The sequence below is a fragment of the Herbaspirillum chlorophenolicum genome, assembly GCF_001189955.1.
In the GTDB taxonomy this organism is placed as follows: Bacteria; Pseudomonadota; Gammaproteobacteria; order Burkholderiales; family Burkholderiaceae_D; genus Herbaspirillum; species Herbaspirillum chlorophenolicum.
The window spans coordinates 93229-118370 of sequence record NZ_LFLT01000003.1 but is presented as its reverse complement, the minus strand read 5'-3'; the positions used below and the strand labels follow the sequence as shown (position 1 = coordinate 118370).

32 protein-coding genes and 1 tRNA gene are annotated in these 25142 nt (G+C 61.7%); 25 read left to right on the top strand and 8 right to left on the bottom strand.

The features are described 5' to 3' along the window. Positions 1–134 precede the first annotated feature (134 nt). From AKL28_RS03590 to tatC, 18 genes are all read left to right on the top strand, one after another. A complete protein-coding gene (locus tag AKL28_RS03590) occupies positions 135–1046 on the top strand; it encodes an ABC transporter ATP-binding protein (RefSeq protein WP_050466682.1) in 912 nt (303 codons plus the stop codon). Next, entirely contained in the window at positions 1043–1807 is a 765-nt protein-coding gene (locus tag AKL28_RS03585; RefSeq protein ID WP_050466681.1) for an ABC transporter permease, read from the top strand. The genes AKL28_RS03590 and AKL28_RS03585 overlap by 4 nt, the downstream gene beginning before the upstream one ends. A 39-nt stretch (positions 1808–1846) precedes the next feature. After that, a complete protein-coding gene (locus AKL28_RS03580) occupies positions 1847–2083 on the top strand; it encodes a BolA family protein (RefSeq protein WP_050466680.1) in 237 nt (78 codons plus the stop codon). A gap of 9 nt (positions 2084–2092) precedes the next feature. Continuing rightward, positions 2093–3343: a UDP-N-acetylglucosamine 1-carboxyvinyltransferase gene (gene murA / locus AKL28_RS03575; protein ID WP_050466679.1), complete on the top strand. Its 1251-nt coding sequence runs from the start codon at positions 2093–2095 to the stop codon at positions 3341–3343. Between the two features lie 21 nt (positions 3344–3364). Next, on the top strand, positions 3365–4015 hold the full coding sequence (gene hisG, locus AKL28_RS03570; protein ID WP_050466678.1) for an ATP phosphoribosyltransferase: 651 nt from the start codon (positions 3365–3367) through the stop codon (positions 4013–4015). Between the two features lie 47 nt (positions 4016–4062). After that, positions 4063–5376, top strand: coding sequence for a histidinol dehydrogenase (hisD, locus tag AKL28_RS03565; protein ID WP_050466677.1), 1314 nt, complete (start codon positions 4063–4065; stop codon positions 5374–5376). Positions 5377–5380: 4 nt separating this feature from the next. Next, entirely contained in the window at positions 5381–6196 is an 816-nt protein-coding gene (locus tag AKL28_RS03560; RefSeq protein WP_050466676.1) for a DNA-methyltransferase, read from the top strand. Next, positions 6177–7289 carry a histidinol-phosphate transaminase gene (gene hisC / locus AKL28_RS03555; RefSeq protein WP_050466675.1) on the top strand — a complete coding sequence of 371 codons (1113 nt, stop codon included), beginning with the start codon at positions 6177–6179 and terminating at the stop codon, positions 7287–7289. The genes AKL28_RS03560 and hisC overlap by 20 nt, the downstream gene beginning before the upstream one ends. 72 nt (positions 7290–7361) lie before the next feature. After that, the gene (gene hisB / locus AKL28_RS03550; protein WP_050466674.1) at positions 7362–7958 is read left to right on the top strand and encodes an imidazoleglycerol-phosphate dehydratase HisB; all 597 of its coding nucleotides are present in this window, start codon (positions 7362–7364) and stop codon (positions 7956–7958) included. Between the two features lie 45 nt (positions 7959–8003). After that, complete coding sequence (hisH, locus tag AKL28_RS03545) at positions 8004–8642, top strand: imidazole glycerol phosphate synthase subunit HisH (protein ID WP_050466673.1); 639 nt, start codon at positions 8004–8006, stop codon at positions 8640–8642. 93 nt (positions 8643–8735) lie between these two features. Continuing rightward, entirely contained in the window at positions 8736–9533 is a 798-nt protein-coding gene (gene hisA / locus AKL28_RS03540; protein WP_050466672.1) for a 1-(5-phosphoribosyl)-5-[(5-phosphoribosylamino)methylideneamino]imidazole-4-carboxamide isomerase, read from the top strand. 25 nt (positions 9534–9558) lie between these two features. Next, positions 9559–10323 carry an imidazole glycerol phosphate synthase subunit HisF gene (hisF, locus tag AKL28_RS03535; protein ID WP_050466671.1) on the top strand — a complete coding sequence of 255 codons (765 nt, stop codon included), beginning with the start codon at positions 9559–9561 and terminating at the stop codon, positions 10321–10323. Beyond that, complete coding sequence (gene hisI / locus AKL28_RS03530) at positions 10320–10826, top strand: phosphoribosyl-AMP cyclohydrolase (protein ID WP_050466670.1); 507 nt, start codon at positions 10320–10322, stop codon at positions 10824–10826. Before hisF ends, hisI begins: the two co-directional genes overlap by 4 nt. Continuing rightward, positions 10823–11161 (top strand): phosphoribosyl-ATP diphosphatase, encoded by a 339-nt coding sequence (locus AKL28_RS03525; protein ID WP_050466669.1) that lies wholly within the window; start codon positions 10823–10825, stop codon positions 11159–11161. Before hisI ends, AKL28_RS03525 begins: the two co-directional genes overlap by 4 nt. A 35-nt stretch (positions 11162–11196) precedes the next feature. Then, positions 11197–11577: a histidine triad nucleotide-binding protein gene (locus tag AKL28_RS03520; RefSeq protein WP_050466668.1), complete on the top strand. Its 381-nt coding sequence runs from the start codon at positions 11197–11199 to the stop codon at positions 11575–11577. A gap of 80 nt (positions 11578–11657) precedes the next feature. Further along, positions 11658–11864 carry a Sec-independent protein translocase subunit TatA gene (gene tatA / locus AKL28_RS03515; RefSeq protein ID WP_050466667.1) on the top strand — a complete coding sequence of 69 codons (207 nt, stop codon included), beginning with the start codon at positions 11658–11660 and terminating at the stop codon, positions 11862–11864. A 168-nt stretch (positions 11865–12032) separates the two neighbouring features. Further along, positions 12033–12557, top strand: coding sequence for a Sec-independent protein translocase protein TatB (gene tatB, locus AKL28_RS03510; RefSeq protein ID WP_050466666.1), 525 nt, complete (start codon positions 12033–12035; stop codon positions 12555–12557). 48 nt (positions 12558–12605) lie between these two features. Further along, complete coding sequence (tatC, locus tag AKL28_RS03505; RefSeq protein ID WP_050466665.1) at positions 12606–13385, top strand: twin-arginine translocase subunit TatC; 780 nt, start codon at positions 12606–12608, stop codon at positions 13383–13385. A 64-nt stretch (positions 13386–13449) separates the two neighbouring features. Here tatC and AKL28_RS03500 read toward each other — a convergent pair whose 3' ends face one another. Together AKL28_RS03500 and AKL28_RS03495 are read right to left on the bottom strand one after the other, a co-directional pair. Next, entirely contained in the window at positions 13450–14139 is a 690-nt protein-coding gene (locus AKL28_RS03500) for a DUF2461 domain-containing protein (RefSeq protein ID WP_050466664.1), read from the bottom strand. 76 nt (positions 14140–14215) lie between these two features. Beyond that, positions 14216–15397 carry a Do family serine endopeptidase gene (locus AKL28_RS03495; RefSeq protein WP_050466663.1) on the bottom strand — a complete coding sequence of 394 codons (1182 nt, stop codon included), beginning with the start codon at positions 15395–15397 and terminating at the stop codon, positions 14216–14218. Between the two features lie 35 nt (positions 15398–15432). Between AKL28_RS03495 and AKL28_RS03490 the strand changes: the two genes are divergently transcribed. Continuing rightward, positions 15433–16185 (top strand): Nif3-like dinuclear metal center hexameric protein, encoded by a 753-nt coding sequence (locus tag AKL28_RS03490; RefSeq protein WP_402702257.1) that lies wholly within the window; start codon positions 15433–15435, stop codon positions 16183–16185. A 78-nt stretch (positions 16186–16263) separates the two neighbouring features. On the opposite strand, the gene mscL is transcribed toward AKL28_RS03490, so the two are convergent. Next, positions 16264–16695: a large conductance mechanosensitive channel protein MscL gene (mscL, locus tag AKL28_RS03485; RefSeq protein WP_050466661.1), complete on the bottom strand. Its 432-nt coding sequence runs from the start codon at positions 16693–16695 to the stop codon at positions 16264–16266. Between the two features lie 293 nt (positions 16696–16988). On the opposite strand from mscL, the gene petA reads away from it, so the two are divergent. From petA to AKL28_RS03455, 6 genes are all read left to right on the top strand, one after another. Beyond that, positions 16989–17597 carry a ubiquinol-cytochrome c reductase iron-sulfur subunit gene (petA, locus tag AKL28_RS03480; protein WP_050466660.1) on the top strand — a complete coding sequence of 203 codons (609 nt, stop codon included), beginning with the start codon at positions 16989–16991 and terminating at the stop codon, positions 17595–17597. A gap of 2 nt (positions 17598–17599) precedes the next feature. After that, the gene (locus AKL28_RS03475) at positions 17600–19006 is read left to right on the top strand and encodes a cytochrome b (RefSeq protein WP_050466659.1); all 1407 of its coding nucleotides are present in this window, start codon (positions 17600–17602) and stop codon (positions 19004–19006) included. Positions 19007–19030: 24 nt separating this feature from the next. Continuing rightward, the gene (locus tag AKL28_RS03470; RefSeq protein WP_050466658.1) at positions 19031–19795 is read left to right on the top strand and encodes a cytochrome c1; all 765 of its coding nucleotides are present in this window, start codon (positions 19031–19033) and stop codon (positions 19793–19795) included. A gap of 88 nt (positions 19796–19883) precedes the next feature. Further along, positions 19884–20495: a glutathione S-transferase N-terminal domain-containing protein gene (locus AKL28_RS03465; protein ID WP_050466657.1), complete on the top strand. Its 612-nt coding sequence runs from the start codon at positions 19884–19886 to the stop codon at positions 20493–20495. Positions 20496–20626: 131 nt separating this feature from the next. After that, positions 20627–21118 (top strand): ClpXP protease specificity-enhancing factor, encoded by a 492-nt coding sequence (locus AKL28_RS03460; RefSeq protein WP_050466656.1) that lies wholly within the window; start codon positions 20627–20629, stop codon positions 21116–21118. Positions 21119–21143: 25 nt separating this feature from the next. After that, positions 21144–21219: transfer RNA gene (locus tag AKL28_RS03455), tRNA-Thr, on the top strand. Positions 21220–21304: 85 nt separating this feature from the next. Here AKL28_RS03455 and AKL28_RS03450 read toward each other — a convergent pair. The 5 genes from AKL28_RS03450 to wrbA form a co-directional block, all read right to left on the bottom strand. Then, positions 21305–22258: a quinone oxidoreductase family protein gene (locus AKL28_RS03450; protein ID WP_050466655.1), complete on the bottom strand. Its 954-nt coding sequence runs from the start codon at positions 22256–22258 to the stop codon at positions 21305–21307. A 29-nt stretch (positions 22259–22287) separates the two neighbouring features. Further along, a complete protein-coding gene (locus AKL28_RS03445) occupies positions 22288–23061 on the bottom strand; it encodes an SDR family oxidoreductase (protein ID WP_050466654.1) in 774 nt (257 codons plus the stop codon). A gap of 10 nt (positions 23062–23071) precedes the next feature. After that, positions 23072–23500 (bottom strand): ester cyclase, encoded by a 429-nt coding sequence (locus tag AKL28_RS03440; protein ID WP_050466653.1) that lies wholly within the window; start codon positions 23498–23500, stop codon positions 23072–23074. Between the two features lie 31 nt (positions 23501–23531). Further along, entirely contained in the window at positions 23532–24308 is a 777-nt protein-coding gene (locus AKL28_RS03435) for an SDR family NAD(P)-dependent oxidoreductase (RefSeq protein WP_050466652.1), read from the bottom strand. Between the two features lie 100 nt (positions 24309–24408). Further along, on the bottom strand, positions 24409–25008 hold the full coding sequence (gene wrbA, locus AKL28_RS03430) for an NAD(P)H:quinone oxidoreductase (protein WP_050466651.1): 600 nt from the start codon (positions 25006–25008) through the stop codon (positions 24409–24411). Positions 25009–25142: the final 134 nt, after the last annotated feature.

Below are 25142 nucleotides of genomic sequence, written 5' to 3'. Positions count from 1 at the left end.
CATCACAAGGCATCCGCAGGGACGCGACGACCGCCACGGCGGCCGCACCAGGATGCCAGGGCGAGGCCGGCAGGGCGAATTCCTGCCACCTTATTCTTTCTTAAAAGTAACGAATAGAACGGGCTATCGGCAACATGGCCGCTTTGCAAATCAATGACATCAAGAAACGCTACCAGTCGCTGCAGGCGCTGGGCGGCGTTTCGCTGGCGATCGAAGAAGGCGAATTCTTCGGCTTGCTGGGCCCCAACGGCGCCGGCAAGACCACGCTGATCTCCATCATCGCCGGCCTGAACCGGGCGGACTCCGGCAACGTCACCATCCACGGCCACGATGTGGTCACCGACTATCGCGCCGCACGCATGAAGCTGGGCGTGGTGCCGCAGGAGCTGGTGTTCGATCCCTTTTTCACCGTGCGCGAAACCTTGCGCATGCAGTCCGGCTATTTCGGCCTGAAGAACAACGACAAGTGGATCGACGAGGTCATGGAAAACCTCGACCTCACCAACAAGGCCGACACCAACATGCGTGCGCTCTCGGGCGGCATGAAGCGGCGCGTGCTGGTGGCGCAGGCGCTGGTGCACAAGCCGCCGGTGATCGTGCTGGACGAGCCGACCGCCGGTGTGGACGTGGAGCTGCGCCAGACGCTGTGGAAATTCATCGGCCGCCTGAACGGCGAAGGCCACACCATCGTGCTGACCACCCACTACCTGGAAGAGGCGCAGGCGCTGTGCAACCGCATCGCCATGCTCAAGTTCGGCCGTGTGGTGGCGCTGGACTCCACCGAAGGCCTGATCAAGCGCATTTCCGGCTCGCAACTGGCGCTGCGCTTGAAGAGCGGCGGCTTGCCGGATGCGCTCAAGCCGTTGGTGACGCATCCGGAGGAACTGCTGTCGGGCAACAAGTTCACGCTGCGTGTGACCGACTACAAGGAAGTCGAGCCGATCCTGGCCGCGCTGCGCGCCGCAGGCGCCGAGATCGACGACATGCAATTGCAACAGGCCGACCTGGAAGATGTGTTCATCCAGATCATGGGAGATGAAAAATGACCGGCTTCCAGACCCTGTTCTACAAGGAAATCCTGCGTTTCTGGAAGGTGGCGACGCAGACCGTGACAGCGCCGATCATGACCGCGCTGCTGTACCTGCTGATTTTCGGCCACGTGCTGCAGGACCACGTACAGGTTTATCCCGGTGTGCAGTACACCGGTTTCCTGGTGCCCGGCCTGGTGATGATGAGCGTGCTGCAAAACGCCTTTGCCAACAGTTCATCCTCGCTGATCCAGTCCAAGATCACCGGCAACCTGGTGTTCGTGCTGCTGACGCCGCTGTCGCACTGGGAGCTGTTCGGCGGCTATGTGCTGGCGGCGGTGGTGCGCGGCCTGATCGTCGGCGCCGGCGTGTTCGTCGTCACTGCGTGGTTCGGCCACTTGGATTTCGTGGCGCCGTTGTGGATCGTGGTATTCGCCGTGCTGGGCGCGGCCATTCTGGGTACGATGGGCCTGGTGGCCGGCATCTGGGCCGAGAAGTTCGACCAGCTGGCGGCGTTCCAGAATTTCCTGATCGTGCCGCTGACTTTCCTGGCCGGCGTGTTCTATTCGATACACTCGCTGCCGCCGTTCTGGCAGGCGGTGTCGCATTTCAACCCGTTTTTTTATATGATCGATGGCTTTCGCTACGGCTTCTTCGGCCAGTCCGACATCAATCCCATGACCAGCCTTGGCATCGTGACCGTGTTCTTCGTGGTGCTCGCCACGCTGGCAGTGCGCTTGCTCAAGAGCGGTTACAAGCTGCGCGCGGGTTCGCACTGAAGTGCCGCCCCATTATCGAACCTAGTGAAGAGCCGAACCATGCTACCCACACCCGAACTCGTCAAAAGCTATATCGTTGCCGGCCTTGAATGCCAGCATATTGAAGTCGAAGGCGACGGCCAGCATTTCAACGCCGTCATCGTTTCCGACGCCTTCTCCGGCAAGCGCCTGATCCAGCGCCACCAGTTGGTCTACGCCGCGCTGGGCGACCGCATGCGTGAAGAGATCCACGCGCTGTCGATGAAGACCCTCACTCCCGAAGAATTCCAGAAATAAGGCAAGAACATGGACAAGCTCCTGATCCGCGGCGGCAAGCGCCTCTCCGGCGAAGTCACCATCTCCGGCGCCAAGAACGCGGCGCTGCCCATCCTGTGCGCCGGTCTGCTGACGGCCGACGACCTGCACCTGAAGAACATCCCGCACCTGCAGGACGTGATCACCATCACCAAGCTGATGAAGCAGATGGGCCTGCGCGTGCAGGAAAACGGCGATGAGACCGTGCTCAACGGCAACGACATCACCAAACTGGAAGCGCCGTATGAGATGGTCAAGACCATGCGCGCCAGTATCCTGGTGCTGGGCCCGCTCTTGGCGCGCTTCGGCGAAGCCAAGGTCTCGCTGCCGGGCGGCTGCGCCATCGGCTCGCGTCCGGTGGACCAGCACATCAAGGGCTTGCAAGCCATGGGCGCGGAGATCCACATCGACGCCGGCTATATCTATGCCAAGGCCAAGCGCCTCAAGGGCGCGCGCATCGTCACCGACATGATCACCGTCACCGGTACCGAGAACCTGCTGATGGCCGCGGTGCTGGCCGAAGGCGAGACCGTGCTGGAAAACGCCGCGCGCGAACCGGAAGTGGGCGACCTGGCCAACTTGCTGGTGAAGATGGGCGCGAAGATCGAAGGCATCGGCAGCGACCGCCTGGTGATCCAGGGCGTGGACAAGCTGCACGGCGCCACCCACGAAGTGATTGCCGACCGCATCGAGACCGGCACCTTCCTGTGCGCGGTGGCGGCCGCCGGCGGCGACGTGACGCTGCGCCGCACCCGTTCCGGCCTGCTCGACGCGGCGCTGGACAAGCTGCGCGAAGCCGGCGCCATCCTCACCTCGGGCGAGGACTGGATCCGTATCCAGATGGCCGCGCGTCCCAAGGCGGTGAGCTTCCGCACCACCGAATACCCCGGTTTCCCGACCGACATGCAGGCGCAATTCATGGCGCTGAACTGCATCGCCGATGGCACCAGCCACGTCACCGAAACCATCTTCGAAAACCGCTTCATGCACGTGCAGGAGCTGAACCGCCTGGGCGCGGCCATCGACATCGAAGGCAACACCGCCATCATCAAGGGCGTGGACAAGTTCGTCGGTGCGCCGGTGATGGCTACCGACCTGCGCGCCTCCGCCTCGCTGGTGATCGCCGGCCTGGCGGCGCAGGGCGAGACCCTGGTCGAGCGCATCTACCACCTCGACCGTGGCTACGACCGTATGGAAGCCAAGCTGTCGGCCATCGGCGCCGACATCGAACGCGTCAAATAAGCCTTTCGCAAAGTCCAAGACATGACCCAACAACTGACGCTGGCGCTTTCCAAGGGCCGCATCTTCGAAGAAACCCTGCCGCTGCTGAAAGCCGCCGGCATCACCGTGGCCGAAGACCCGGAATCGTCGCGCAAGCTGATCCTGCCGACCAACGACCCCGACGTGCGCGTGATCATCGTGCGCGCTTCGGACGTGCCGACCTACGTGCAATACGGCGCGGCCGACTTCGGCGTGGCCGGCAAGGACGTGCTGCTGGAGCATGGCGGCGAGGGGCTGTACCAGCCGATCGACCTGAACATCGCCAAATGCCGCCTGTCGGTAGCAGTGCAGGAAGGCTTCGACTACGCCAACGCGGTGCGCCAGGGCGCGCGCCTGCGGGTAGTGACCAAGTACGTCAAGACCGCGCGCGAACACTTCGCCGCCAAGGGCGTGCACGTCGACCTGATCAAGCTGTATGGTTCGATGGAGCTGGGACCGCTGGTGGGCCTGTCGGATGCCATCGTCGACCTGGTCAGCACCGGCGGCACGCTGCGCGCCAACAAGCTGGTGGAAGTCGAGCACATCATCGACATCTCCTCGCGCCTGGTGGTCAACCAGGCTGCGCTGAAGCTGAAGCGCGAGCGCCTGCAGCCCATCCTCGACGCCTTCGAGAAGGCGTCCAAAGCCAAGTAAGACCGCAACGAAACCAAGTTGAACCCAGCCGTATTGCAGGTGACCCCATGAGCATTGCCATCCGAAAACTCGATTCCTCCGACGCCGGCTTCCGCGACAAGCTGTCGGCCGTGCTGGCCTTCGAAGCCAGCGAAGACGAGGCCATCGACCGTGCCGCCGCCGGCATCCTGGCCGACGTCAAGGCGCGCGGCGATGCTGCAGTGCTGGAGTACACGCAGCGTTTCGACCGCGTGCAGGCAGCCTCGCTGGCCGCGCTGGAAATCGGCAAGGATGCCTTGCAGGCGGCATTGGCCGGCCTGTCGGAAACGCGCCGTGCGGCGCTGCAAGCTGCAGCCGACCGCGTGCGCGCCTACCACGAGCGCCAGAAGAAAGAGTGCGGCTCCGACGGTTTCCTGTACCGGGAAGCTGACGGCACCGAACTGGGCCAGAAGGTCACGCCGCTGGACCGCGTCGGCATCTACGTGCCGGGCGGCAAGGCTGCCTATCCCTCGTCGGTGCTGATGAACGCGATCCCGGCCAAGGTGGCCGGCGTGCAGGAAGTCATCATGGTGGTGCCCACGCCGGACGGCGTGAAGAATGAACTGGTGCTGGCCGCTGCCGCGATTGCCGGCGTGGACCGCGTGTTCACCATCGGCGGCGCGCAGGCTGTCGGCGCGCTGGCCTATGGCACGGCGACCATTCCGCAAGTCGACAAGATCGTCGGCCCCGGCAACGCCTATGTCGCCGCTGCCAAGCGCCGCGTGTTCGGTGTGGTCGGTATCGACATGATTGCCGGGCCCTCCGAGATCCTGGTGGTGTGCGACGGCAGCACCGACCCGGACTGGATTGCCATGGACCTGTTCTCGCAGGCCGAGCACGATGAACTGGCGCAATCGATCCTGCTGTGTCCGGATGCCGGCTACATCGCCAAAGTCGAAGCCTCCATCAACAAGCAGCTCGACGCCATGCCGCGCAAGGATGTGATCCGCACCTCGCTGACCGACCGCGGCGCGCTGGTGAAAGTGCGCGATATGGAGGAGGCCTGCGAGATCGCCAATATGATCGCCGCAGAACACCTGGAAATTTCCACCGAAGATCCGCAGCGCTGGGCCGACAAGATCCGTCATGCCGGCGCCATGTTCCTCGGCCGTTTTTCGTCCGAATCGCTGGGCGACTACTGTGCCGGCCCCAACCATGTGCTGCCGACTTCGCGCACTGCGCGCTTTTCATCGCCGCTGGGCGTGTACGATTTCCAGAAGCGTTCGAGCCTGATCCGCGTGTCTGAAGCCGGCGCCCAGACGCTGGGCAAGATTGCCGCAGAGCTGGCCTATGGCGAGGGCCTGCAGGCGCACGCCCGTTCCGCCGAACTGCGCCTGAAGTGATGCGATGACGGCTGCCTCCGACCCGTTTGCAGGCGAAGGCTGGCTGGATCGCGTGCATTGCGAGGATGCGCTGCAGGGTTTGCGGCGCATTCCGGACGGCAGCATCGACCTCTTGATCGCCGACCCGCCGTACGGGCTGGGCAAGGACTACGGTAACGACTCCGACAAGCTCGATACCGTCGAATACCTGCGCTGGACCGAGCAATGGATCGATGCCGCGCTGCCCAAGCTCAAGGCCAACGGCAGCCTCTACATTTTCCTGACTTGGCGCTATTCGCCGGAGATCTTCGTCATGCTCAAGCAGCGCATGACCATGATCAACGAGATCGTCTGGGACCGCCGCGTGCCCTCCATGGGCGGCAGCACCCGGCGTTATTCTTCAGTGCACGACACCATCGGTTTCTTTGCGCGCGCGAAGGATTATTTCTTCGACCTCGATGCCATCCGCATCCCCTACGACGAGCAGACCAAGAAGGCGCGTTCGCGCTCCATCTTCATCGGCGCCAAATGGCTGGAGATGGGCTACAACCCCAAGGATGTCTGGAGCGTCTCGCGCCTGCACCGCGAACACAAGGAGCGTGCCGACCATCCCACGCAAAAGCCGCTGGAGATTGTCGAGCGCATGATCAAGGCATCCTGTCCGCCAGGCGGCGTGGTGCTCGACCCGTTCATGGGCAGCGGCACCACCGCGGTGGCGGCGCGTCGCTGCGGCCGGCGTTTCGCCGGCTTCGAACTCAATCCCGATTACTGCGAACTGATTCGCCAGCGCCTGGTGGCGCTGGAACCTGCGAGCCAACAAGATGAACAAGTCACCGGCTGACTCCGCTTCCTGCGAACCATTGATTGCCAGCGTGATCCGTCCGCTGGTGCGCGGCTGGCAGGCGTATCACGTGCCTGAAGCCGAGGGCATGCTCAAGCTGGATGCGATGGAGAATCCGTATATCCTGCCGCCCGAACTGCGCCAGGCCTTGGCGCAGCGGCTGGCGCAGGCGGAACTGAATCGCTATCCAGTGCCGGGTTATGTGCGGCTGAAAGAGGCAATCCGCAGCAAACTGGGTGTGCCGGAAGGCTATGACGTGCTGCTGGGCAACGGTTCGGACGAGCTGATTACCATCCTCTCGACGGCGTGCGCCGTGCCGGGACGCAAAGTGCTGGCGCCGGAGCCCAGTTTCGTGATGTACCAGGTCTCGGCGCTCGCCGCCGGGCTGGACTATGTCGGCGTGCCGCTGCGCGAGGATTTCACGCTGGATCTGCCGGCGATGCTGGCGGCAATGGAGCAGCACCGCCCGGCGCTCACCTATCTTTCCTATCCCAATAACCCGACCGGCACGCTGTTCGACGCCGCCGACATCCTGCGCATCGTGGAAGCTGCCGCGCCGTATGGCCTGGTCGTGGTGGACGAGGCTTACCAGCCGTTTGCCCAGGCCAGCCTGATGCAGGCATTGCCGCAGTTCAATAATCTGGTGGTGATGCGCACGGTGTCCAAGCTGGGGCTGGCGGGCATCCGCCTGGGTTACATGTCGGCCGTACCGGCGCTGTTGCGCGAATTCGACAAGGTGCGCCCGCCGTATAACATCAACGTATTGACCGAGACGGCCGCGCTGTTCATGCTGGAGCATCTCGACGTGCTGGAAGCGCAGGCGGCGGCGCTGCGCAGCGGCCGTGCCGCCCTGATGGCGCAATTGGCGGCGCTGGATGGGGTGGAAGTGTTCCCGTCGGCCGCGAACTTCGTGCTGATCCGGGTCCCGGATGCCGATAAAGTTTTCAGCGCTTTGCTCGCCAGTAAGGTGCTGATCAAAAATGCCGGTAAAATGCATGCATTGCTGCAGAACTGTTTGCGTATTACCGTTAGCACACAAGAAGAAAATACCGCTTTCCTGGCAGCGCTGAAACTGGCGCTGCAAGCGCAATGACGCACTTGCGGCTGGCGCATCCGGAACCATCTTTGCAGAACCTTTTCGTTTGAATCCCGCTTTACCCTGACCATGTCTACACCCAGAACCGCGGAAGTCGTCCGCAACACTAACGAGACGCAGATTCGCGTCGCGATCAACCTGGACGGAACCGGCAAGCAAAAGCTCGATACCGGCGTGCCTTTCCTTGACCACATGCTGGACCAGATCGCACGCCACGGCCTGATCGACCTTGATATCGAAGCCAAGGGCGACCTGCATATCGACGCGCACCACACGGTGGAAGACGTGGGCATCACCCTGGGCCAGGCCTTCGCCAAGGCTATCGGCGACAAGAAGGGCATCCGCCGCTACGGCCACGCCTACGTGCCGCTGGATGAAGCGCTATCGCGCGTGGTGATCGATTTCTCCGGCCGTCCCGGCCTGGAATACCACATCCCGTTCACCCGTTCGATGATCGGCGCGTTCGATGTCGACCTGACCAGCGAGTTCTTCCACGGTTTTGTCAATCATGCGCAGGTGACCCTGCACATCGACAACCTGCGCGGCATCAATGCGCACCACCAGTGCGAGACCGTGTTCAAGGCATTCGGCCGCGCGCTGCGCATGGCGATCGAGCTCGACGAGCGCGCCGCAGGCACGATTCCATCCACCAAGGGCAGCTTGTAATCACCTGGCATTCCCGGCGCAGCCAAGCGCGCCGCCATCTTCGATATGAATAAAATTGTTGTAGTGGATTACGGCATGGGCAACCTGCGCTCGGTAGCGCAAGCCCTGCGCCATGTCGCGCCTGAAGCCGACGTGCGCATTTCCGGCGAGGTTGCGGACATTCGCGCCGCCGACCGCGTGGTGCTGCCCGGCCAGGGCGCCATGCCCGACTGCATGCGCTGCCTGCGCGAGTCGGGCCTGCAGGAAGCGGTCGTCGAGGCCTCGCGCAGCAAGCCGCTGTTCGGCGTGTGCGTGGGCGAGCAGATGCTGTTCGACTGGAGCGAAGAAGGCGATACCCCCGGCCTGGGCCTGTTGCCGGGCAAGGTGGTGCGTTTTGAGCTGGACGGCATGCTGCAGGACGACGGTTCCCGTTTCAAGGTGCCGCAGATGGGCTGGAACCATGTCCGCCAGACCACGCCCCATCCATTGTGGGAGGGGATTGCGGACAATGCCTTCTTCTATTTCGTGCACAGTTTCTATGCAGTCCCTGCGGAACAGGCCCATGTGGTCGGCCAGACGCCCTATGGCCGCGACTTCGCTTGCGCGGTGGCCCGCGATAATATCTTTGCAACCCAGTTCCACCCGGAAAAAAGTGCCGCTGCGGGTTTGCAGCTGTATCGGAATTTCGTACACTGGAAGCCCTGATTTTTGTATTTAAAGCAAGTTCGGCAAGTCCGGAAAATCCTGCCGGGCCTGCCTTACCCACAAACTCCTTTTACAGATAGTCATACCGTAGCCATGCTGCTGATACCCGCCATCGACCTGAAAGACGGTCATTGCGTCCGCCTTAAACAAGGCGATATGGAACAAGTCACCGTTTTCTCCGAAGACCCGGCAGAGATGGCCCTGCACTGGCTCAAGCAAGGCGCTCGCCGCTTGCACCTGGTCGACCTGAACGGCGCGTTTGCGGGCAAGCCCAAGAACGAGGCTGCGGTGAAGGCTATCCTCAAGGCCGTCTCTGCGTTTGCCGAAGAAAACGGCGTCGAAGAGATTCCCGTGCAACTGGGTGGCGGCATCCGCGACCTGGATACCATCGAGCGCTACCTGGATGACGGCCTGTCCTACATCATCATCGGTACCGCGGCGGTGAAGAACCCCGGTTTCCTGCATGACGCCTGCAGCGCCTTCCCCGGCCAGATCATCGTCGGCCTGGACGCCAAGGATGGCAAGGTCGCCACCGACGGCTGGAGCAAGCTGTCGGGCCACGAGGTCGTCGACCTGGCCCGCAAGTTCGAAGGCTACGGCTGCGAAGCCATCGTCTATACCGACATCGGCCGCGACGGCATGATGGGCGGCGTCAACATCGAAGCTACCGTGCGCCTGGCGCAGGCAGTGTCGATCCCCATCATCGCCTCGGGCGGCGTGCATAACATCAAGGATGTGGAAGCGCTGTGCGGCGTGGAAGATGAAGGCATCGAGGCGGTCATCTGCGGCCGTTCGATCTATGAAGGCACGCTGGACCTGCGCAGCGCGCAGGACCGCGCCGATGAACTGACGGAAGCCGAAGGCACGGATACCGAAGCCGGCGGCGACTAATGCAGCAAATAAGGTAGCAAACAAGATGGCCCTCGCAAAACGCATCATCCCCTGCCTCGACGTGACCGCCGGCCGCGTCGTGAAGGGGGTCAATTTTCTCGAACTGCGTGATGCCGGCGACCCGGTGGAGATCGCGCGGCGCTATGACGAGCAGGGCGCCGACGAGCTGACCTTCCTCGACATCACCGCTTCCTCCGATGGCCGCGACCTGATCCTCGACATCATCGAAGCGGTCGCCTCGCAGGTCTTCATTCCGCTGACGGTGGGCGGCGGCGTGCGTGCGGTCGACGATGTGCGCCGCCTGCTCAACGCCGGCGCCGACAAGGTCGGCATCAACACTTCCGCCGTGACCAACCCGCAACTGGTGGCCGATGCCGCCAGCAAGTACGGTTCGCAATGCATCGTGGTGGCGATCGACGCCAAGCGCGCAGGCGACGGCAAGTGGGAGGTCTACACCCACGGCGGACGCAAGGCCACCGGACTGGACGCGGTCGAATGGGCACGCAACATGGCGCGCCTGGGCGCCGGCGAAATCCTGCTAACCAGCATGGATCGCGACGGCACCAAGAGCGGTTTCGACCTCGATCTGACACGCGCGGTATCGGAGGCGGTGAGCATTCCGGTGATCGCATCGGGTGGCGTCGGCGGCCTGCAGGACCTGGCCGACGGCATCAGCCGCGGCAAGGCTGACGCGGTGCTGGCCGCCAGCATCTTCCACTATGGCCAGCACACCGTGCAGGAAGCCAAGCGCTTCATGGCCGACCAAAACATTCCAATGAGGCTGGCATGAGCATCAGCGCCAAGTGGCTGAACAAGGTCAAATGGGACGAAGTCGGCCTGGTGCCGGTGATCACCCAGGAAGTCGGCAGCAACGATGTGCTGATGTTCGCCTGGATGAACCGCGAGGCGCTGGCCAAGACGGTTGAAGTCGGCCAGGCCGTCTACTGGAGCCGCTCGCGCAAGAAACTGTGGCACAAGGGCGAGGAGTCCGGCCACTTCCAGAAGGTGCACGAGATCCGCCTCGATTGCGACGAAGACGTGGTGCTGCTCAAGGTCGAGCAGGTGGCCGGCATCGCCTGCCACACCGGCCGCCATTCCTGCTTCTTCCAGAAGTTCGAAGGCAGCGCCGACAATGGCGAATGGTTGACCATCGAGCCGGTATTGAAGGACTTGCCGCCGGGCGCCGGCGGTGCGCCTGCGGCCAAGGACGAGAAGGTTGCCGATAAGCCCAAGCGCACGCGCAAGACCGCCGACGCGGCCAAGAATATCGAACCGGGCAAGACCGAATCATGAGCGAAACATTGAAGCGCCTGGCCGAGATTATCGAGTCGCGCAAGCTGGCCAATGGCGGCAACCCTGAAAAGTCGTATGTCGCCAAGCTGTTTTCCAAGGGCGACGACGCCATCCTCAAGAAGATCGGCGAAGAGGCCACCGAAACCGTGATGGCCGCCAAGGATGCCCGCGTCTCCGGCGACAAGTCCAAGGTGCTCTACGAGTGCGCCGACCTCTGGTTCCATTCCATGGTGATGCTGGCCCAGTTCGACCTGACGCCTCAGGACGTGCTCGACGAACTGGCGCGCCGTGAAGGCCTCTCCGGCCTGGAAGAAAAAGCCGCGCGCAAGGATTGAGCGGCATATCCCCCCATCTACGCAGGAGAACGGTTTTGGACAATTGTATTTTCTGTAAGATCGCTGCCGGCGAAATCCCGTCGAAGAAGCTGTACGAAGACGAGGATGTGGTCGCTTTCCACGACATCAATCCGGCTGCGCCGGTGCATTTCCTGATCGTGCCGCGCCAGCATGTCGCCACGCTGTCGGACTGCGGTCCCGAGCAGGCCGCCTTGCTGGGTAAAATGGCGCTTCTCGCGCCCAAGCTGGCGGCCGAGCAGGGCTGCGGCTTCCAGGTCGATACCGACGGCAACCGCAGCGGCGGTTTCAAGACGCTGTTCAATACCGGACCGGATGGCGGGCAGGAGGTGTACCATCTGCATATGCACGTGATTGGCGGCCCGCACCCGTGGCGGGTACGCTTCGTGCAACAATAATGAGCCGGCGCGCGCGCAGCGCCGGTAGAGACAGGGAACGTTTTGTAGACAGGGCAGGGATGTCCGCTTAGGAGAAGAGAATGGGTTCGTTCAGTATTTGGCATTGGCTGATTGTTCTGGTGATCGTCATGCTGGTTTTCGGTACCAAGAAGCTCAGCAACATGGGCTCTGATCTGGGCAAGGCCGTCAAGGGCTTCAAGGATGGCGTCAAGGGCGCCGAAGACGAGCAGGCCAAGGATCCGGCCATCGATGTCCAGGCCAAGGAAAAAGACAAGTCCGGCAGCTGATCAAGCGGCGCCTGTTGCGTGCCCGGTGCGTCGGCGTCATGCCGGATGCAAGTGGGGAGCGTTGCAGGCCGCCTCCAGATTTTCGTGCCCGCCGCCGGTTTGGCGGGTGCGTCCACCGCACCTCGTTGTGCCTTGCCTGTCGTACTTTGCCATTAATGTCCAAGACCCATGATTGATATCGGCCTTTCCAAGCTGGCCCTGATCGGCGTGGTCGCGCTGGTCGTGATCGGCCCCGAGCGGCTGCCCAAGGTGGCGCGCATGGCCGGCACCCTGTTCGGCCGCGCACAGCGCTACATCAACGACGTCAAGAGCGAGGTCAGCCGCGAGATCGAGCTGGACGAGCTGCGCAAGATGCAAAAGGATGTGGAACAGGCTGCCAGCGATGTATCGGGCAGCATCCACAAGAGCATGTCCGACACCGAAGCATCGCTCAACGACGCCTGGAACGGCGGCGACGGCGCTGCGGCCGGCGATAGTGCCGCTTCGGGCGCAAGCACCTGGAGCCGTACGCCCAGCGCCGATATGCTCTCGATCAAGGCCAAGGCGTTCCGCCGCAAGAAACTGGCGCGCACCACCGCCGTCCCGTCCTGGTACAAGCACCAGAGCGGGCGCAAGACACGCGTGATCTCGGCTTCGGCGCGAGTGGCAAAATATCGTCCGATCGGCGCCGGCAAGTCGGCCGGTTTCTTTTAATCCCGACGGCGCCCCGCGTCCTCACCTTACCTTTGCGCAGCAAATTCCATGGCTGAAGAAAACAATACGGCCGGCACCGAAGACAGCTTCATCTCGCACCTGATCGAACTGCGTAGCCGCGTCGTCAAGGCAGCAGCGGTGGTGCTGGTGGTCTTCCTGTGCATGATGCCTTTCGCGGCCCACATCTTCGACGTGCTGGCGGCGCCGATGATCCATGCGCTGCCTGTCGGCAGCAAGATGATCGCCACCGGCGTCATCACGCCTTTCCTGATCCCGATCAAGGTCACCATGCTGGTGGCGGTGCTGGTGTCGCTGCCTTGGGTGCTGTACCAGATGTGGGCCTTCGTTGCCCCCGGCCTGTATACGCATGAAAAGAAGCTGATCGCGCCGCTGGTGATCTCGTCCTCGGTGCTGTTCATCGTCGGCGTGGCGTTCTGCTATTTCTTCGTGTTTGGCGTGGTGTTCCCGTTCATCAACAACTTCGCGCCCAAGTCGGTCTCGGTGGCGCCGGACATCGACAGCTACGTCGACTTCGTGCTGACCATGTTCATCGCCTTCGGGGTCACTTTCGAAGTGCCGGTGATCGTGATCGTGCTGGTGCGCATGGGACTGGTGCCGTTGCAGAAGCTCAAGCAGATCCGCCCTTACGTGATCGTTGGCGCTTTTGTGGTCGCTGCCGTGGTGACGCCGCCCGATGTCATGAGTCAGCTGATGCTGGCCGTGCCGTTGGTGCTGCTGTATGAGATCGGCCTGATTGTAGCGCCCATCTTCGAACGCGCCACGCGCGCGCCGGATAGCGAAGAGGCTAAATCTTCCGCTGCCGAGTAGGCCAGCCGCCATAAAAAAAGCCCGCGCATAGCGGGCTTTTTCATATGCGTACTTTGCCGGCCGTTTATTCTTCCGCCACCTGCAGCGGCACATTGCGCAGCCAGTTCACCAGCGGATAAGCGTCCTTGAATCCAGCCAGCACATCCTTTTTCAGGTCGGCCGGTACCTTCTTCTTGATGCTGGTTTCGGTCCACACAATGAAGCTCTTCAGCTTCACATATTCGATATTGGGGCTGTCCGGATCGAAGCCCTTCGGCGGGCGCACCAGCTTGCCTTCTTCTTGCAGGTCGCCGTAGGTCTCCACCAGTTTCTTATTCTTGCGCATCTTGTTGAAACCCGGTGCATCGCTGATGACCTGGTTGCGGATGGCGCGCAAGCGATCCGATGGAGGCATGTATTCGCCGCCTGCGATGAGCAGCTTGCCGTCTGCGTCAATGTGGAAGTAATAGGCCGGGCCGCCGCCCTGGCTGGGCTTTTTCAGGCCGCTGGCGGTGATGGCTGCGGAGAAGTGCGTCTTGTACGGGCTCTTGTCGTGCGAGAAGCGCATGTCGCGGTTGATGCGAAACAATGCCTTCTTGGGATTGCAGCCCGCAATGGCAGGATCGAACTTGGCGATATCGGCGATCAGTTGCGTGGTCAGCGCCAGGAACTCCTCACGCAGGATGTCGTAGCGCGGCTTGTTCATCACGAACCAGGCGCGGTTGTTGTTATCGGAAAGTTCGGCCAGGAACTGGGTCAGGTCGCGCACGTGCATCTTGTTCGATCTCCTTCTGATGGCGATGGCCGCGCCCCGGTGTCGGGGCGCGTGGCATCGGGCATTCTAGCCCTTCTTATTCTTCGTCGCTGTCTTCGGTCTTGGGCGGCGGCGGGCGCTTGCCCACGGTGATGTTGAGCTTGGTTTCCTGCGCCCGGCGCAGCACCGTCATGGCAATGTTCTGGCCGGGGGTGAGCTGGGCGATCACGTTGAGCATCTCGGTCGTGTCGGAGACCGGTTTGCCTTCGATGCTGACCAGGATATCGCCCGGCTTCATGCCGGCGCGGTCGGCCGGACCACCCTTCAGCACGCCGGCGATGATGGCGCCGGTCTTCTTGCCCAGGCCGAAGCTTTCGGCCAGTTCAGGCGTGATGTCTTGCGGTTCGACGCCGATCCAGCCGCGCACCACCTGGCCGTGGCTGATGATGGCTTCCATCACGGTCTTGGCGGTCGACATCGGGATGGCGAAGCCGATCCCCAGGTTGCCGCCGGTGCGCGAATAGATCGCGGTGTTGATGCCGAGCAGGTTGCCGTTGGTATCCACCAGCGCGCCGCCGGAGTTGCCGGGGTTGATGGCTGCGTCGGTCTGGATGAAGTTCTCGAAGGTGTTGATGCCGAGATGGTTGCGGCCCAGGGCCGACACGATGCCCATGGTGACGGTCTGGCCCACGCCGAAGGGGTTGCCGATGGCCAGCACCACATCGCCCACGGAGCTGCTCTCCGGATGGCCCAGCGTGATTGCCGGCAGGTTGGGCAGCTCGATCTTGATCACCGCCAGGTCGGTTTCAGGGTCGATGCCGACCACCTTGGCGGTCGCCTTGCGGCCGTCGGCCAGCGCCACTTCGATCTGGTCGGCGGCTTCCACTACGTGGTTGTTGGTCAGGATGTAGCCTTGCGGGCTGACGATCACGCCCGAGCCCAGGCTCGATTGCTTGTCGTCCTGCTGCTGTTCATCGAACTGGTCGCCGAAGAACTTGCGGAAGAAGGGATCGTTCTGGAACGGGCTTTTCTGCGGGCGTGCTTCCGTGGTGGTGAAGATGTTGACTACCGACGGCATGGCTTGCTGCGCGGCGTGGCGGTAGGAACCCGGCGCAGGCGCATCGGGAGCGGCCTCCTGCATTTGCACGGTGGATTGGGCGGGGCGCGCACGGGAGCCGAAGGAGCCGGATATCCAGCTGGGCTTCAAGGTCGTTACAATGAACCACACTGCCAAACCGATTGTCACGGTTTGGGCAAACAACAACCATAAACGTCGCATATAGAAACCAGATGAGGATGAAAATGAGCCGGCAAATTACCAGGGACGAGTTCGGGAAATATCTCGGCCAGACGCTGAATGCCGGGCAATACCGCGATTATTGCCCAAACGGCCTGCAGGTGGAAGGGCGGGAGACGATCGCCAAGGTCGTCAGCGGCGTGACAGCGAGCCTGGCGCTGATCGAAGCCGCCCTCGATTTGAAGGCCGACGCGATCCTGGTCCACCACGGTTATTTCTGGCGTGGCGAAGATATGCGCGTGATCGGCACCAAGCAGCGCAGGCTGAAGCTGCTGCTCTCCAACGATGTCAACCTGTTCGCCTACCATCTCCCGCTGGATGCGCATCCGCAATTGGGCAACAATGCGCAACTTGCGCGCCAGCTCGATTTCACCGCCAGCGGCCGTTTCGGCGACGATGACCTGGGCTGGCTCGGGCGCAGCAATTCGCCTTCAGTGAAGACTGCCGCCGATCTTGCCGCGTTGGTGGAAAAGCGACTGGGGCGGATGCCGCTGCTGATCGGCGACCCGCAGCAAGCGCTGGGCGACATTGCATGGTGCACGGGGGCGGCGCAGGGCATGTTGGCCGATGCGATCGCAGCCGGCGCTTCGGCTTACATCAGCGGCGAGATTTCCGAGCCTACCGTGCATCTGGCGCGCGAGACCGGCACTATCTATATCGCAGCGGGCCATCATGCCACCGAGCGCTATGGCGTGCAGGCGCTGGGTGCGCACGCGGCGGAACATTTCGGCATCGAGCACCAGTTTATCGACATCGATAACCCGGTTTGATCGGGGAGGGCAGGTTTTCGAGGCAGCGTATTGAATCAAAAAGCCCGTGCAGGGCTTTTTGATTGCAGAGATGCTGGCTTACTTCTTCAGCGCATCGCGGATTTCGCGCAGCAGCAGGACGTCTTCCGACGGTTCTGCGGGCGCGGCCGGTGCGGCTTCCTCTTGCTTGGTGGTCATGTCGCGTGCCTTGTTGATGACGCGAATCATCTGAAAGATGATGAAGGCCAGAATCAGGAAGTTGATCAGGATGGTGACGAAATTGCCGTAGGCGAATACTGCGCCGGCCTTCTTGGCCTCGGCCAGCGACAGGCCGTAGGGTTGGCCGTTGAGCGGGATGTAGTAGCTGGCGAAATCGAGGCCGCCGAAGATTTTGCCGACGATCGGCATGATGATGTCTTGCACCATGGATTCGACGATTTTGCCGAAGGCGCCGCCGATGATGACACCGACTGCGAGGTCGACAACGTTGCCTTTGACCGCAAATGCGCGGAATTCCTTAAGCATGCTCATCGTTGATTTCTCCTGTGGAAGGTTGCTATTTGTTTATGAAGTGAGGGCTATAAGGCGTTATATCCCGTCGCGTCTGAAAAGTAAATTGGCGATTATCTTGTGCTGCGACGCAAAAAAAGAAGCGAAAAGAGCATATTGACAACAGGTTGCGCTGCGTCAAATGGTTTTTTGCACCAGTCGGTACCATAACTGCCCGTTAGCTTCAAAACCCTATTCAGCTTATATATAATCAAAAGTTGCATGAGGGTCACTTAGAAGGTCCACGCTAACTTACATATGGAGATGGGGTCTTTATGACGGATGAGAATCAGGTCGACGCAAGTCGACGAGGTTTGCTTGTTGCCACTTGCGCGGCCGGCGGTGTAGCCGGTTTAGCCACTGCCGGAGCTTTCGTCTCCACCTTGCAGCCATCGGAACGGGCCAAGGCTGCAGGCGCACCGGTTGAAGTCGATATTTCTACCTTGACTCCCGGTGAAATGCGTACCGTGGAATGGCGCGGCAAGCCGGTCTGGATTCTCAAGCGTACTCCCGAGATGGTCGCGTCGCTCAAGCAGGTGGATGGCGAAGTGGCCGATCCGCAGTCCAAGCGCACCGATTTCTCCGAGACGCCTGCCTATGCGCTCAATGAATGGCGCTCCATTCGCAAGGATCTCCTGGTCGTGGTCGGCATTTGCCCGCACCTCGGCTGCTCCCCCAGCGCGCGTTTCCAATCGGGCCCGCAACCTTCGTTGCCGGATGACTGGCATGGCGGCTTCCTGTGCCCCTGCCACGGTTCCACGTTCGATCTTGCCGGACGCGTCTACAAGAACAAACCGTCCCCAGACAACCTCCAGGTGCCGCGTTACATGTTCGAAGGCGATAACAAGCTGGTCATCGGCAAAGACGAAAAAGGGGAGGCATGACCATGGGTGCATTCCACGAAAAAAAATTGCCCGACGATGCGCCGGTCTCCGCCAAAGCGCTTAACTGGATCGACTCACGCTTTCCATTGACATCGACCTGGAAAGCCCATCTTTCCGAGTATTACGCTCCCAAGAACTTCAATTTCTGGTACGCCTTCGGTTCGCTGGCGCTCCTGGTACTGGTCATCCAGATCGTCACCGGCATCTTCCTGGTGATGCACTACAAGCCGGATGCCAACCTCGCCTTCGCCTCGGTGGAGTACATCATGCGCGATGTGCCCTGGGGCTGGCTGGTGCGCTACATGCACTCGACCGGCGCGTCGGCCTTCTTCATCGTGGTCTACCTGCACATGGTGCGCGGCCTGCTCTACGGCTCCTACCGCAAGCCGCGCGAGCTGGTGTGGCTGTTCGGCGTGGCGATCTTCCTGTGCCTGATGGGCGAGGCCTTCATGGGCTACCTGCTGCCCTGGGGCCAGATGTCGTACTGGGGCGCGCAGGTGATCGTCAACCTGTTCGGCGCGATCCCCTTCATCGGTCCTGACCTGTCGCTGTGGATTCGCGGCGACTACGTTGTGTCCGACGCTACCCTGAACCGCTTCTTCTCGTTTCACGTGATCGCCATTCCGCTGGTGCTGATCGGCCTGGTGGTGGCGCACATCATCGCGCTGCACGAAGTCGGTTCGAACAACCCCGACGGCGTCGAGATCAAGGAAAAGACCGACGAAAACGGCGTGCCGCTGGATGGCGTTCCGTTCCACCCGTACTACTCGGTGCACGACATCTTCGCCGTGTCGATCTTCCTGATCGTGTTCTCGGCGGTAGTGTTCTTCGCGCCGGAAATGGGCGGCTACTTCCTGGAGTACAACAACTTCATCCCGGCCGATTCGCTCAAGACGCCGCCGCACATCGCACCGGTGTGGTACTTCACACCGTTCTATTCGATCCTGCGCGCCACGACTGCCGACTTCATGGGCTGGCTGATCGCCGGTGTGGCGGCCTATGTCGCGCTGCTGGTGTTCAAGTCGCGGCTGGCCGGCGCGTTCAAGATCGCCGCCATCGTGATCGGCCTGGCAGTGATTGCCGGCATGCTGGTGTTCGATGCCAAGTTCTGGGGCGTGGTATTGATGGGCCTGTCGGTGGTGATCCTGGGCGGCTTGCCGTGGCTGGACCAGTCGCAGGTCAAGTCCATCCGTTACCGTCCGGACTGGCATAAATATATTTATCTTGTCTTTGGCGTTGCCTTTATTGCGCTGGGTTATCTGGGCGTGCAGCCGCCGACTGCCATCGGTACTGTCATCTCGCAGGTCTGCTCGTTCATCTACCTTGGCTTCTTCCTGCTGATGCCGTGGTGGAGTGCCGCCGGCACTTTCAAGCCGGTGCCTGACCGTGTCGTCTACCATCCGCACTAAGCCAGCCGCCAAAAGGACAAGAATATGAAATTGCTGAAGAGACTGATCGCAACGCTGGTGCTGTTGCCGGCGTTCGCTTGCGCCAACGAAGGTGGCTTTGCACTGGATCACGCGCCGGATCGCACCAAGGATGTTTCCGCATTGCAAAATGGCGCCAAGCTGTTCGTCAACTATTGCCTGAATTGCCATTCGGCATCATCGATGCGCTACAACCGCCTGCGCGACATCGGCCTGTCGGAAGACCAGATCAAGAATAACCTCTTGTTTACAGGGGAAAAAGTCGGAGATCTGATGAAAATTTCGATGCAGCCGCAGGACGCCAAAGCCTGGTTTGGGGCCACGCCACCGGACCTTTCGGTGATCGCGCGGGCCAAGGCATCCGAACTTGGATCGGGTCCGGACTGGATTTATACCTACCTGCGCAGTTATTATAAGGATGACAGCCGCCCCACCGGCTGGAACAACATGCTTTTCCCTAATGTCGGCATGCCGCATGTGTTGTGGGAATTGCAAGGAATCAGGGGCGCCAAGTACGTCGAGGAGAAAGATCCCCACGACGAAGGCAAGACTATCCACAAATTCGCGGGATTCGAGCAGATCAAACCGGGCAAGATGAGCGCAATCGAATATGATAACGCCGTCGCCGATCTGGTCGGTTATCTCGAGTGGATGGCCGAACCTGCGCAGAATACGCGTAAACGGCTTGGCGTCTGGGTACTGTTGTTCCTGGGCGTCTTCCTGGTTCTGACGTGGCGTCTGAACGCTTCCTACTGGAAGAACGTCAAGTAAAATCTCGACTCCGCGAAGTTTGCGGAATTGCGTATCGGGGTGAGCGTTATGCGTCTCGCCCCCCTTTTGTTTTTAGGGCTCTACAAAAATGATGGTTCTTTATTCGGGCACGACCTGCCCATTTTCGCAACGTTGCCGCCTTGTCCTGTTCGAAAAGGGCATGGATTTCGAAATCCGCGATGTTGACCTGTTCAACAAGCCGGAAGACATTTCCGTCATGAACCCCTACGGCCAGGTTCCCATCCTGGTCGAGCGCGACCTGGTGCTGTACGAGTCGAACATCATCAACGAATACATCGATGAGCGTTTCCCGCACCCGCAACTGATGCCGGCCGACCCGCTCATGCGCGCCCGCGCCCGCCTGATGCTGTTCAACTTCGAGAAGGAACTGTTCATCCACGTGCACACGCTGGAGAACGAAAAGTCCAAGGCTGCCGAGAAGAGCCAGGAGAAGGCTCGCAACGAAATCCGCGACCGCTTGACTCAACTGGCGCCCCTGTTCCTGAAGAACAAGTACATGCTGGGCGACGAGTTCTCCATGCTGGACGTGGCCCTGGCCCCGCTGCTGTGGCGCCTGGATCATTATGGCATCGAGCTGTCCAAGACCGCAGCCCCGCTGATGAAGTATGCCGAGCGCATTTTCTCGCGCCCGGCCTACATCGAAGCGCTGACCCCGTCGGAAAAGGTCATGCGCCGTTAAGCCGTACATGCCGTCCGTTCCGGCTTCCAGCCGGGACGGCAGCAGCAGTCGAACCGTTTTGCAGTTCCACCCCGGCCATGCCGGCAGATGCGCAGGCCCCCATGCCAGTGCATCGCACTACACACCCAGTCATGCCTGAAGTTTCAACCAAGCCTTATCTGCTGCGCGCCATTTACGAATGGTGCACCGACAATGGCTTTACGCCCCACATCGCAGTAGTGGTCGACGGCCGTACGCGTGTGCCGATGCAATTCGTCAAGAACGGCGAAATCGTCCTCAACATCAGCTTCGAGGCCACCAGCAGCCTGAAGATGGAAAATGACAGCATCAGCTTCAGTGCGCGTTTTGGCGGCGTTTCCAAGGACATCCTGATCCCGGTCGAGAACGTCATCGCCATCTACGCCCGCGAAAACGGCCAGGGCATGGCCTTCGAAGCGCCCAACCTGGGCACTGCACCCGTCGAGGCTGAACAGGAAGGCGAGAAGGATGGGAGCGCCCCCATGTTGTCTTCCGTCCCGGTTTCCGAGCCCGAGAAAAAGGCCTCTGTGACCGAAGCGCCGGGCGATGATGACCCGGAACCACCAAAAAAGGGCGGACGCCCTGTACTTACCCGTATCAAGTAGGCTATAATCGCCGGCTGAAGTTTTTGCTGGCTTAGCTCATCTGGTAGAGCACCTGACTTGTAATCAGGGGGTGGCGGGTTCAAGTCCTGCAGCCAGCACCAATATCGAAGCGGCCCACAGTGATGTGGGCCGCTTTTTTTTGTTTCGCAATTTTTTTATTTGTTCAGAGAGATTTGCCACACCGTATCACGGAATCAGCACCAGCGATCCTGCCTTGTTGCGCCCGGCGATGTCGGCGTGGGCTTGGGCAGCATCTTTGAGCGCGTAGCGCGTGGCGGCGACCGAACCGAACAGGCCGCGCCGGTAGGCATCGAACACCGCGGCCGTGGCTTCACCGGTACGTCCTTGCAAGTGGTTGACCATCGGGCCGCCGACCATCCGGATTTGGCGACGCGCGATCTCGGCCTGGTCGAACTCCGGGGCGCCGGAGGCGGAGCCGATCGAGACGATGGTTCCGCCGTCGCGCACCGCGGCTAGCGTGGCTGCGAAAGTCGCCTTGCCAACGAATTCGTAGGCCACATCGATGCCCTGCGGCGAGAGGCGCTTCAACTGGGCCGCCAGATCAGGCGCGTCCGACGGCAATACATGGTCGATCGCGGGGGCCAGGGCAGCGCGCTTCTCTGGCGATCCTGCTGTGCCGATCACGGTGGCGCCGCGCGCCTTGGCCCAGCGTGCCAGCAGATTGCCCACGCTGCTGGAGGCGCCTTGGACCAGCACGGTTTGCCCGGCCTGGAGCTGGTGGTAGCCGTTCAGTCCGGCCCAGGCGGTCAGGCCCTTGGTCAGCAAGGCAGCCACCAGTTCGGCGGATAGGTCGTCCGGCACCGGAACCAGATGCTCGGCCGCAATCAGGCGCTGCTGGGTGTAGCTGCCCGGCGCCAGGTAGTAGGCCATGCGCTGGTCTGCCGTGATGCCGGCAACGCCGGCGCCCAATGCCTCGACAATGCCGACTCCCTCGACGCCAGGCACTGAAGGCAGCGGCACCGGGTACGTACCTTGCCGGAACAGCGTGTCGATGAAATTGACGCCGATGGCTTCATGGCGCAGGCGTACTTCGCCGGCGCCGGGTGCGCCAATGGGATCGTCTTCGATCTGGAGGACGGAAGGAGTACCGTACTGATGGAAGCGGATGGTAGTGTTCATGATGAGTAGCCTTGAAATAGGAGGAGGTTTCAGATGACGGACAGCAGGCCGCCGTCGACTAGCAAGGCAATGCCCGTCACATAGCTGGACAGGTCCGAGCCCAGCCAGGCTACGGCATCGCCAATTTCTTCGGGACGGCCCAGGCGGCGCAGGGGCGTGCGCTGGCGAAAGCCCTCTGCCGCCTCGGCGATGCCGGGGCTGGTGCGCAGCAAGTGGGTGTCGATGGTGCCGGGCGCCACCGCATTGACGCGGATACCGTCCGGCCCCAGCGCATCGGCCATGGCCTTGGCCATCAGCACCACGCCACCCTTGCTGGTGGAATAGGCCACGGTCATGCCGGCGCCCGACAAGCCGCCCATGCTGGCCATCAGCACAATGCTGCCGGCCTTGCCGCGCGCCTTCATCTGGCGCGCGGCGGCTTGGGCGCTGAACAGCGTCCCGTCAAGATTGACCGACATCAGGCGATGAAAATCGTCTTCGTTCACATCTGCGCCGTCGGCACGGAGCGTAATGCCGGCGTTTGCGACCATCACATCGACGCCGCCGAATTTCGCCGCAGCCTCGACCAGCGCATCGACTTGTTCGCGCTGGCTGACGTCGGTCTTGTGGAAACGGACCGGCACATCGAATGCCTCGATCTCGTGAGCGGTGGGTGTGCCGCCTTCGCGCGGCGTTTCGTTGATATCGGAAACGATGACCGCCTTGGCGCCATGCTTGGCGGCATTGATGGCGATGGCCCGGCCGATGCCGCTGGCCGCGCCGGTGACGACAACGACCTTGCCTTGCAGGATATTGGTATTCATGGCTTGCTCCTTAGCGCGGCAGTGCGCCTAGTTGTTGAAGTACCGAGTACAGATTGGCCACCCCCCAGTGTTCGGTGATCTTGCCGTTTTGTACGCGCATGGCATCCACCGTTTCGAAATGGATGGCCCGGCCCGTGGGCGCAAGGCCCAGGAAGTCGCCCCGATGCGTGCCGTAGTAGGTTTTATAGGTGGTCACTACATCACCATCGGCGCGTTGCCAATGGATGGCGGCGTGGAAATCCGGGAAGGCCTCGCGCAGCTTGCGGTACAGGCCCAAGGCGCCGGCCTTGTCCGGGGTGCAGTTCGGTTGCGGCGTGTGGTCGAGGAAACCGTCGTCGAACAGTTCGTCGAACAGCGCCCAGTTGCCGCCGCTTTGTACTTCCTCGGTGTTGCGGCGGATGACGGCCTTGGCGGCCTCGCTGGCATTGGCTTGAGACATGGATTTTTCCTTGGATAGTGGGTGCAGAAGTTCAGAGTTCGAAGCCGCCGATTGTCATGCCGCCGTCAACGACCAACATCTGGCCCATCACATAGCTGGCGGCATCGGAGGCTAGCCAGACGGCCGCTGCGGCAATCTCGTTGGGATGCGCGCCGCGCTTGGCGGGGATGGCGGTGGTTGCCAGTTGGGCAAAGCCGGGGTTCTGGGCGCTGGCCGTAACGACCATGGGCGTCTCGGTCCAGCCGGGAGCCAGCGCATTGACGCGCACGCCATGAGCTGCGTTCTCCATCGCCGCCACCCTGGTCAGTCCGTGCACGCCGTGCTTGGATGCTGCATAGGCGCTCATGCCGCCTGGTCCGGTCAGCGCCGCGACCGAGGCGGTGTTGACGATTGCGCCACCCCCGCTGCGCTTGAGCAGGGGCAGCTCATGCTTCATACCCAGAAACACGCTGCGCAGATTGATCGCGATCACACGGTCGAAGTCGGCCGTCGGGTAGTCCTCGATCCGGTGAGCCTGGCCGGAGACGCCGGCATTGTTGAACGCGACATCCAGGCGGCCAGCTTCCTTGGCAATTCGCTTGACCAGTGCGGCAACCTCGCTTTCGACGGATACATCGACCCGTGCCGCCTGCACCTTGCCACCGAGCTCGGCAATCAGATCCTTGGTTTCTGCCAAGCCGTGAGCGCCGACGTCCGCCAGGTAAACCAAGGCGCCCTGATCGGCAAAGATGCGTGCGGCTTCGCGGCCGATACCGGAGCCGGCTCCCGTAACCAGCACAACCTTGTCGGTGAAATCCTTGATGCTCATGTTGTTCTCCGGAAAAGGGACGAGTGCGCCCCGCCCGGGCCGCAAGCCCGGGATGATGGTATTGAATGGATGCCAGGCCGCCTGGATGCGGCGTGGGGCCTTAGCTGAACAGCTTGGCGGCTGTCTTGGCGACCAGTTCGCCTTGGTGGCGCGCGCCAGCCAGGTCGATCGCCGATGGCTGGCGTGAACCGTCGCCTCCGGCCACGGTAGTTGCACCGTAAGGCGCGCCTCCCACAATCTCGTCGACGCTCATTTGGCCTTGGTGGCTGTACGGCAGGCCGACAATGGTCATGCCAAAGTGCAGCAGGTTGGTGATGATCGAGAACAGGGTGGTCTCTTGGCCGCCATGCTGGGTGGCCGACGAGCTGAAGGCGGCGCCGACTTTGCCGTTGAGTGCGCCACGTGCCCACAGGCCGCCGGCCTGGTCGAGGAAGGCTGCCATCTGGGAAGACATGCGGCCAAAGCGTGTGCCGGTGCCGACGATGATGGCGTCGTAGTGCTCCAGGTCAGCCACTATCGCGACAGGTGCCGCCTGGTCAAGCTTGAAGTGCGCGTTCTTCGCGATTTCCGTCGGCACGGTTTCGGGCACGCGCCTGATATCGACCTGGGCGCCGGTGCTGCGGGCGCCTTCGGCAATGGCTTCGGCCATTTGCTCGATGTGGCCGTAGGAGGAATAGTAGAGAACGAGTACCTTGGTCATGAGAGGCTCCTGGTTTGGGCAACTCGGCGAGTTGCATGTAACGAAGATTAGGAGCCATTGACCTATAGTGGAAGCCTGTTTGTTTCGATGGAATCCATCGGCGAAACCGATGTCAAGAAAGGGCGCCGGAGCCA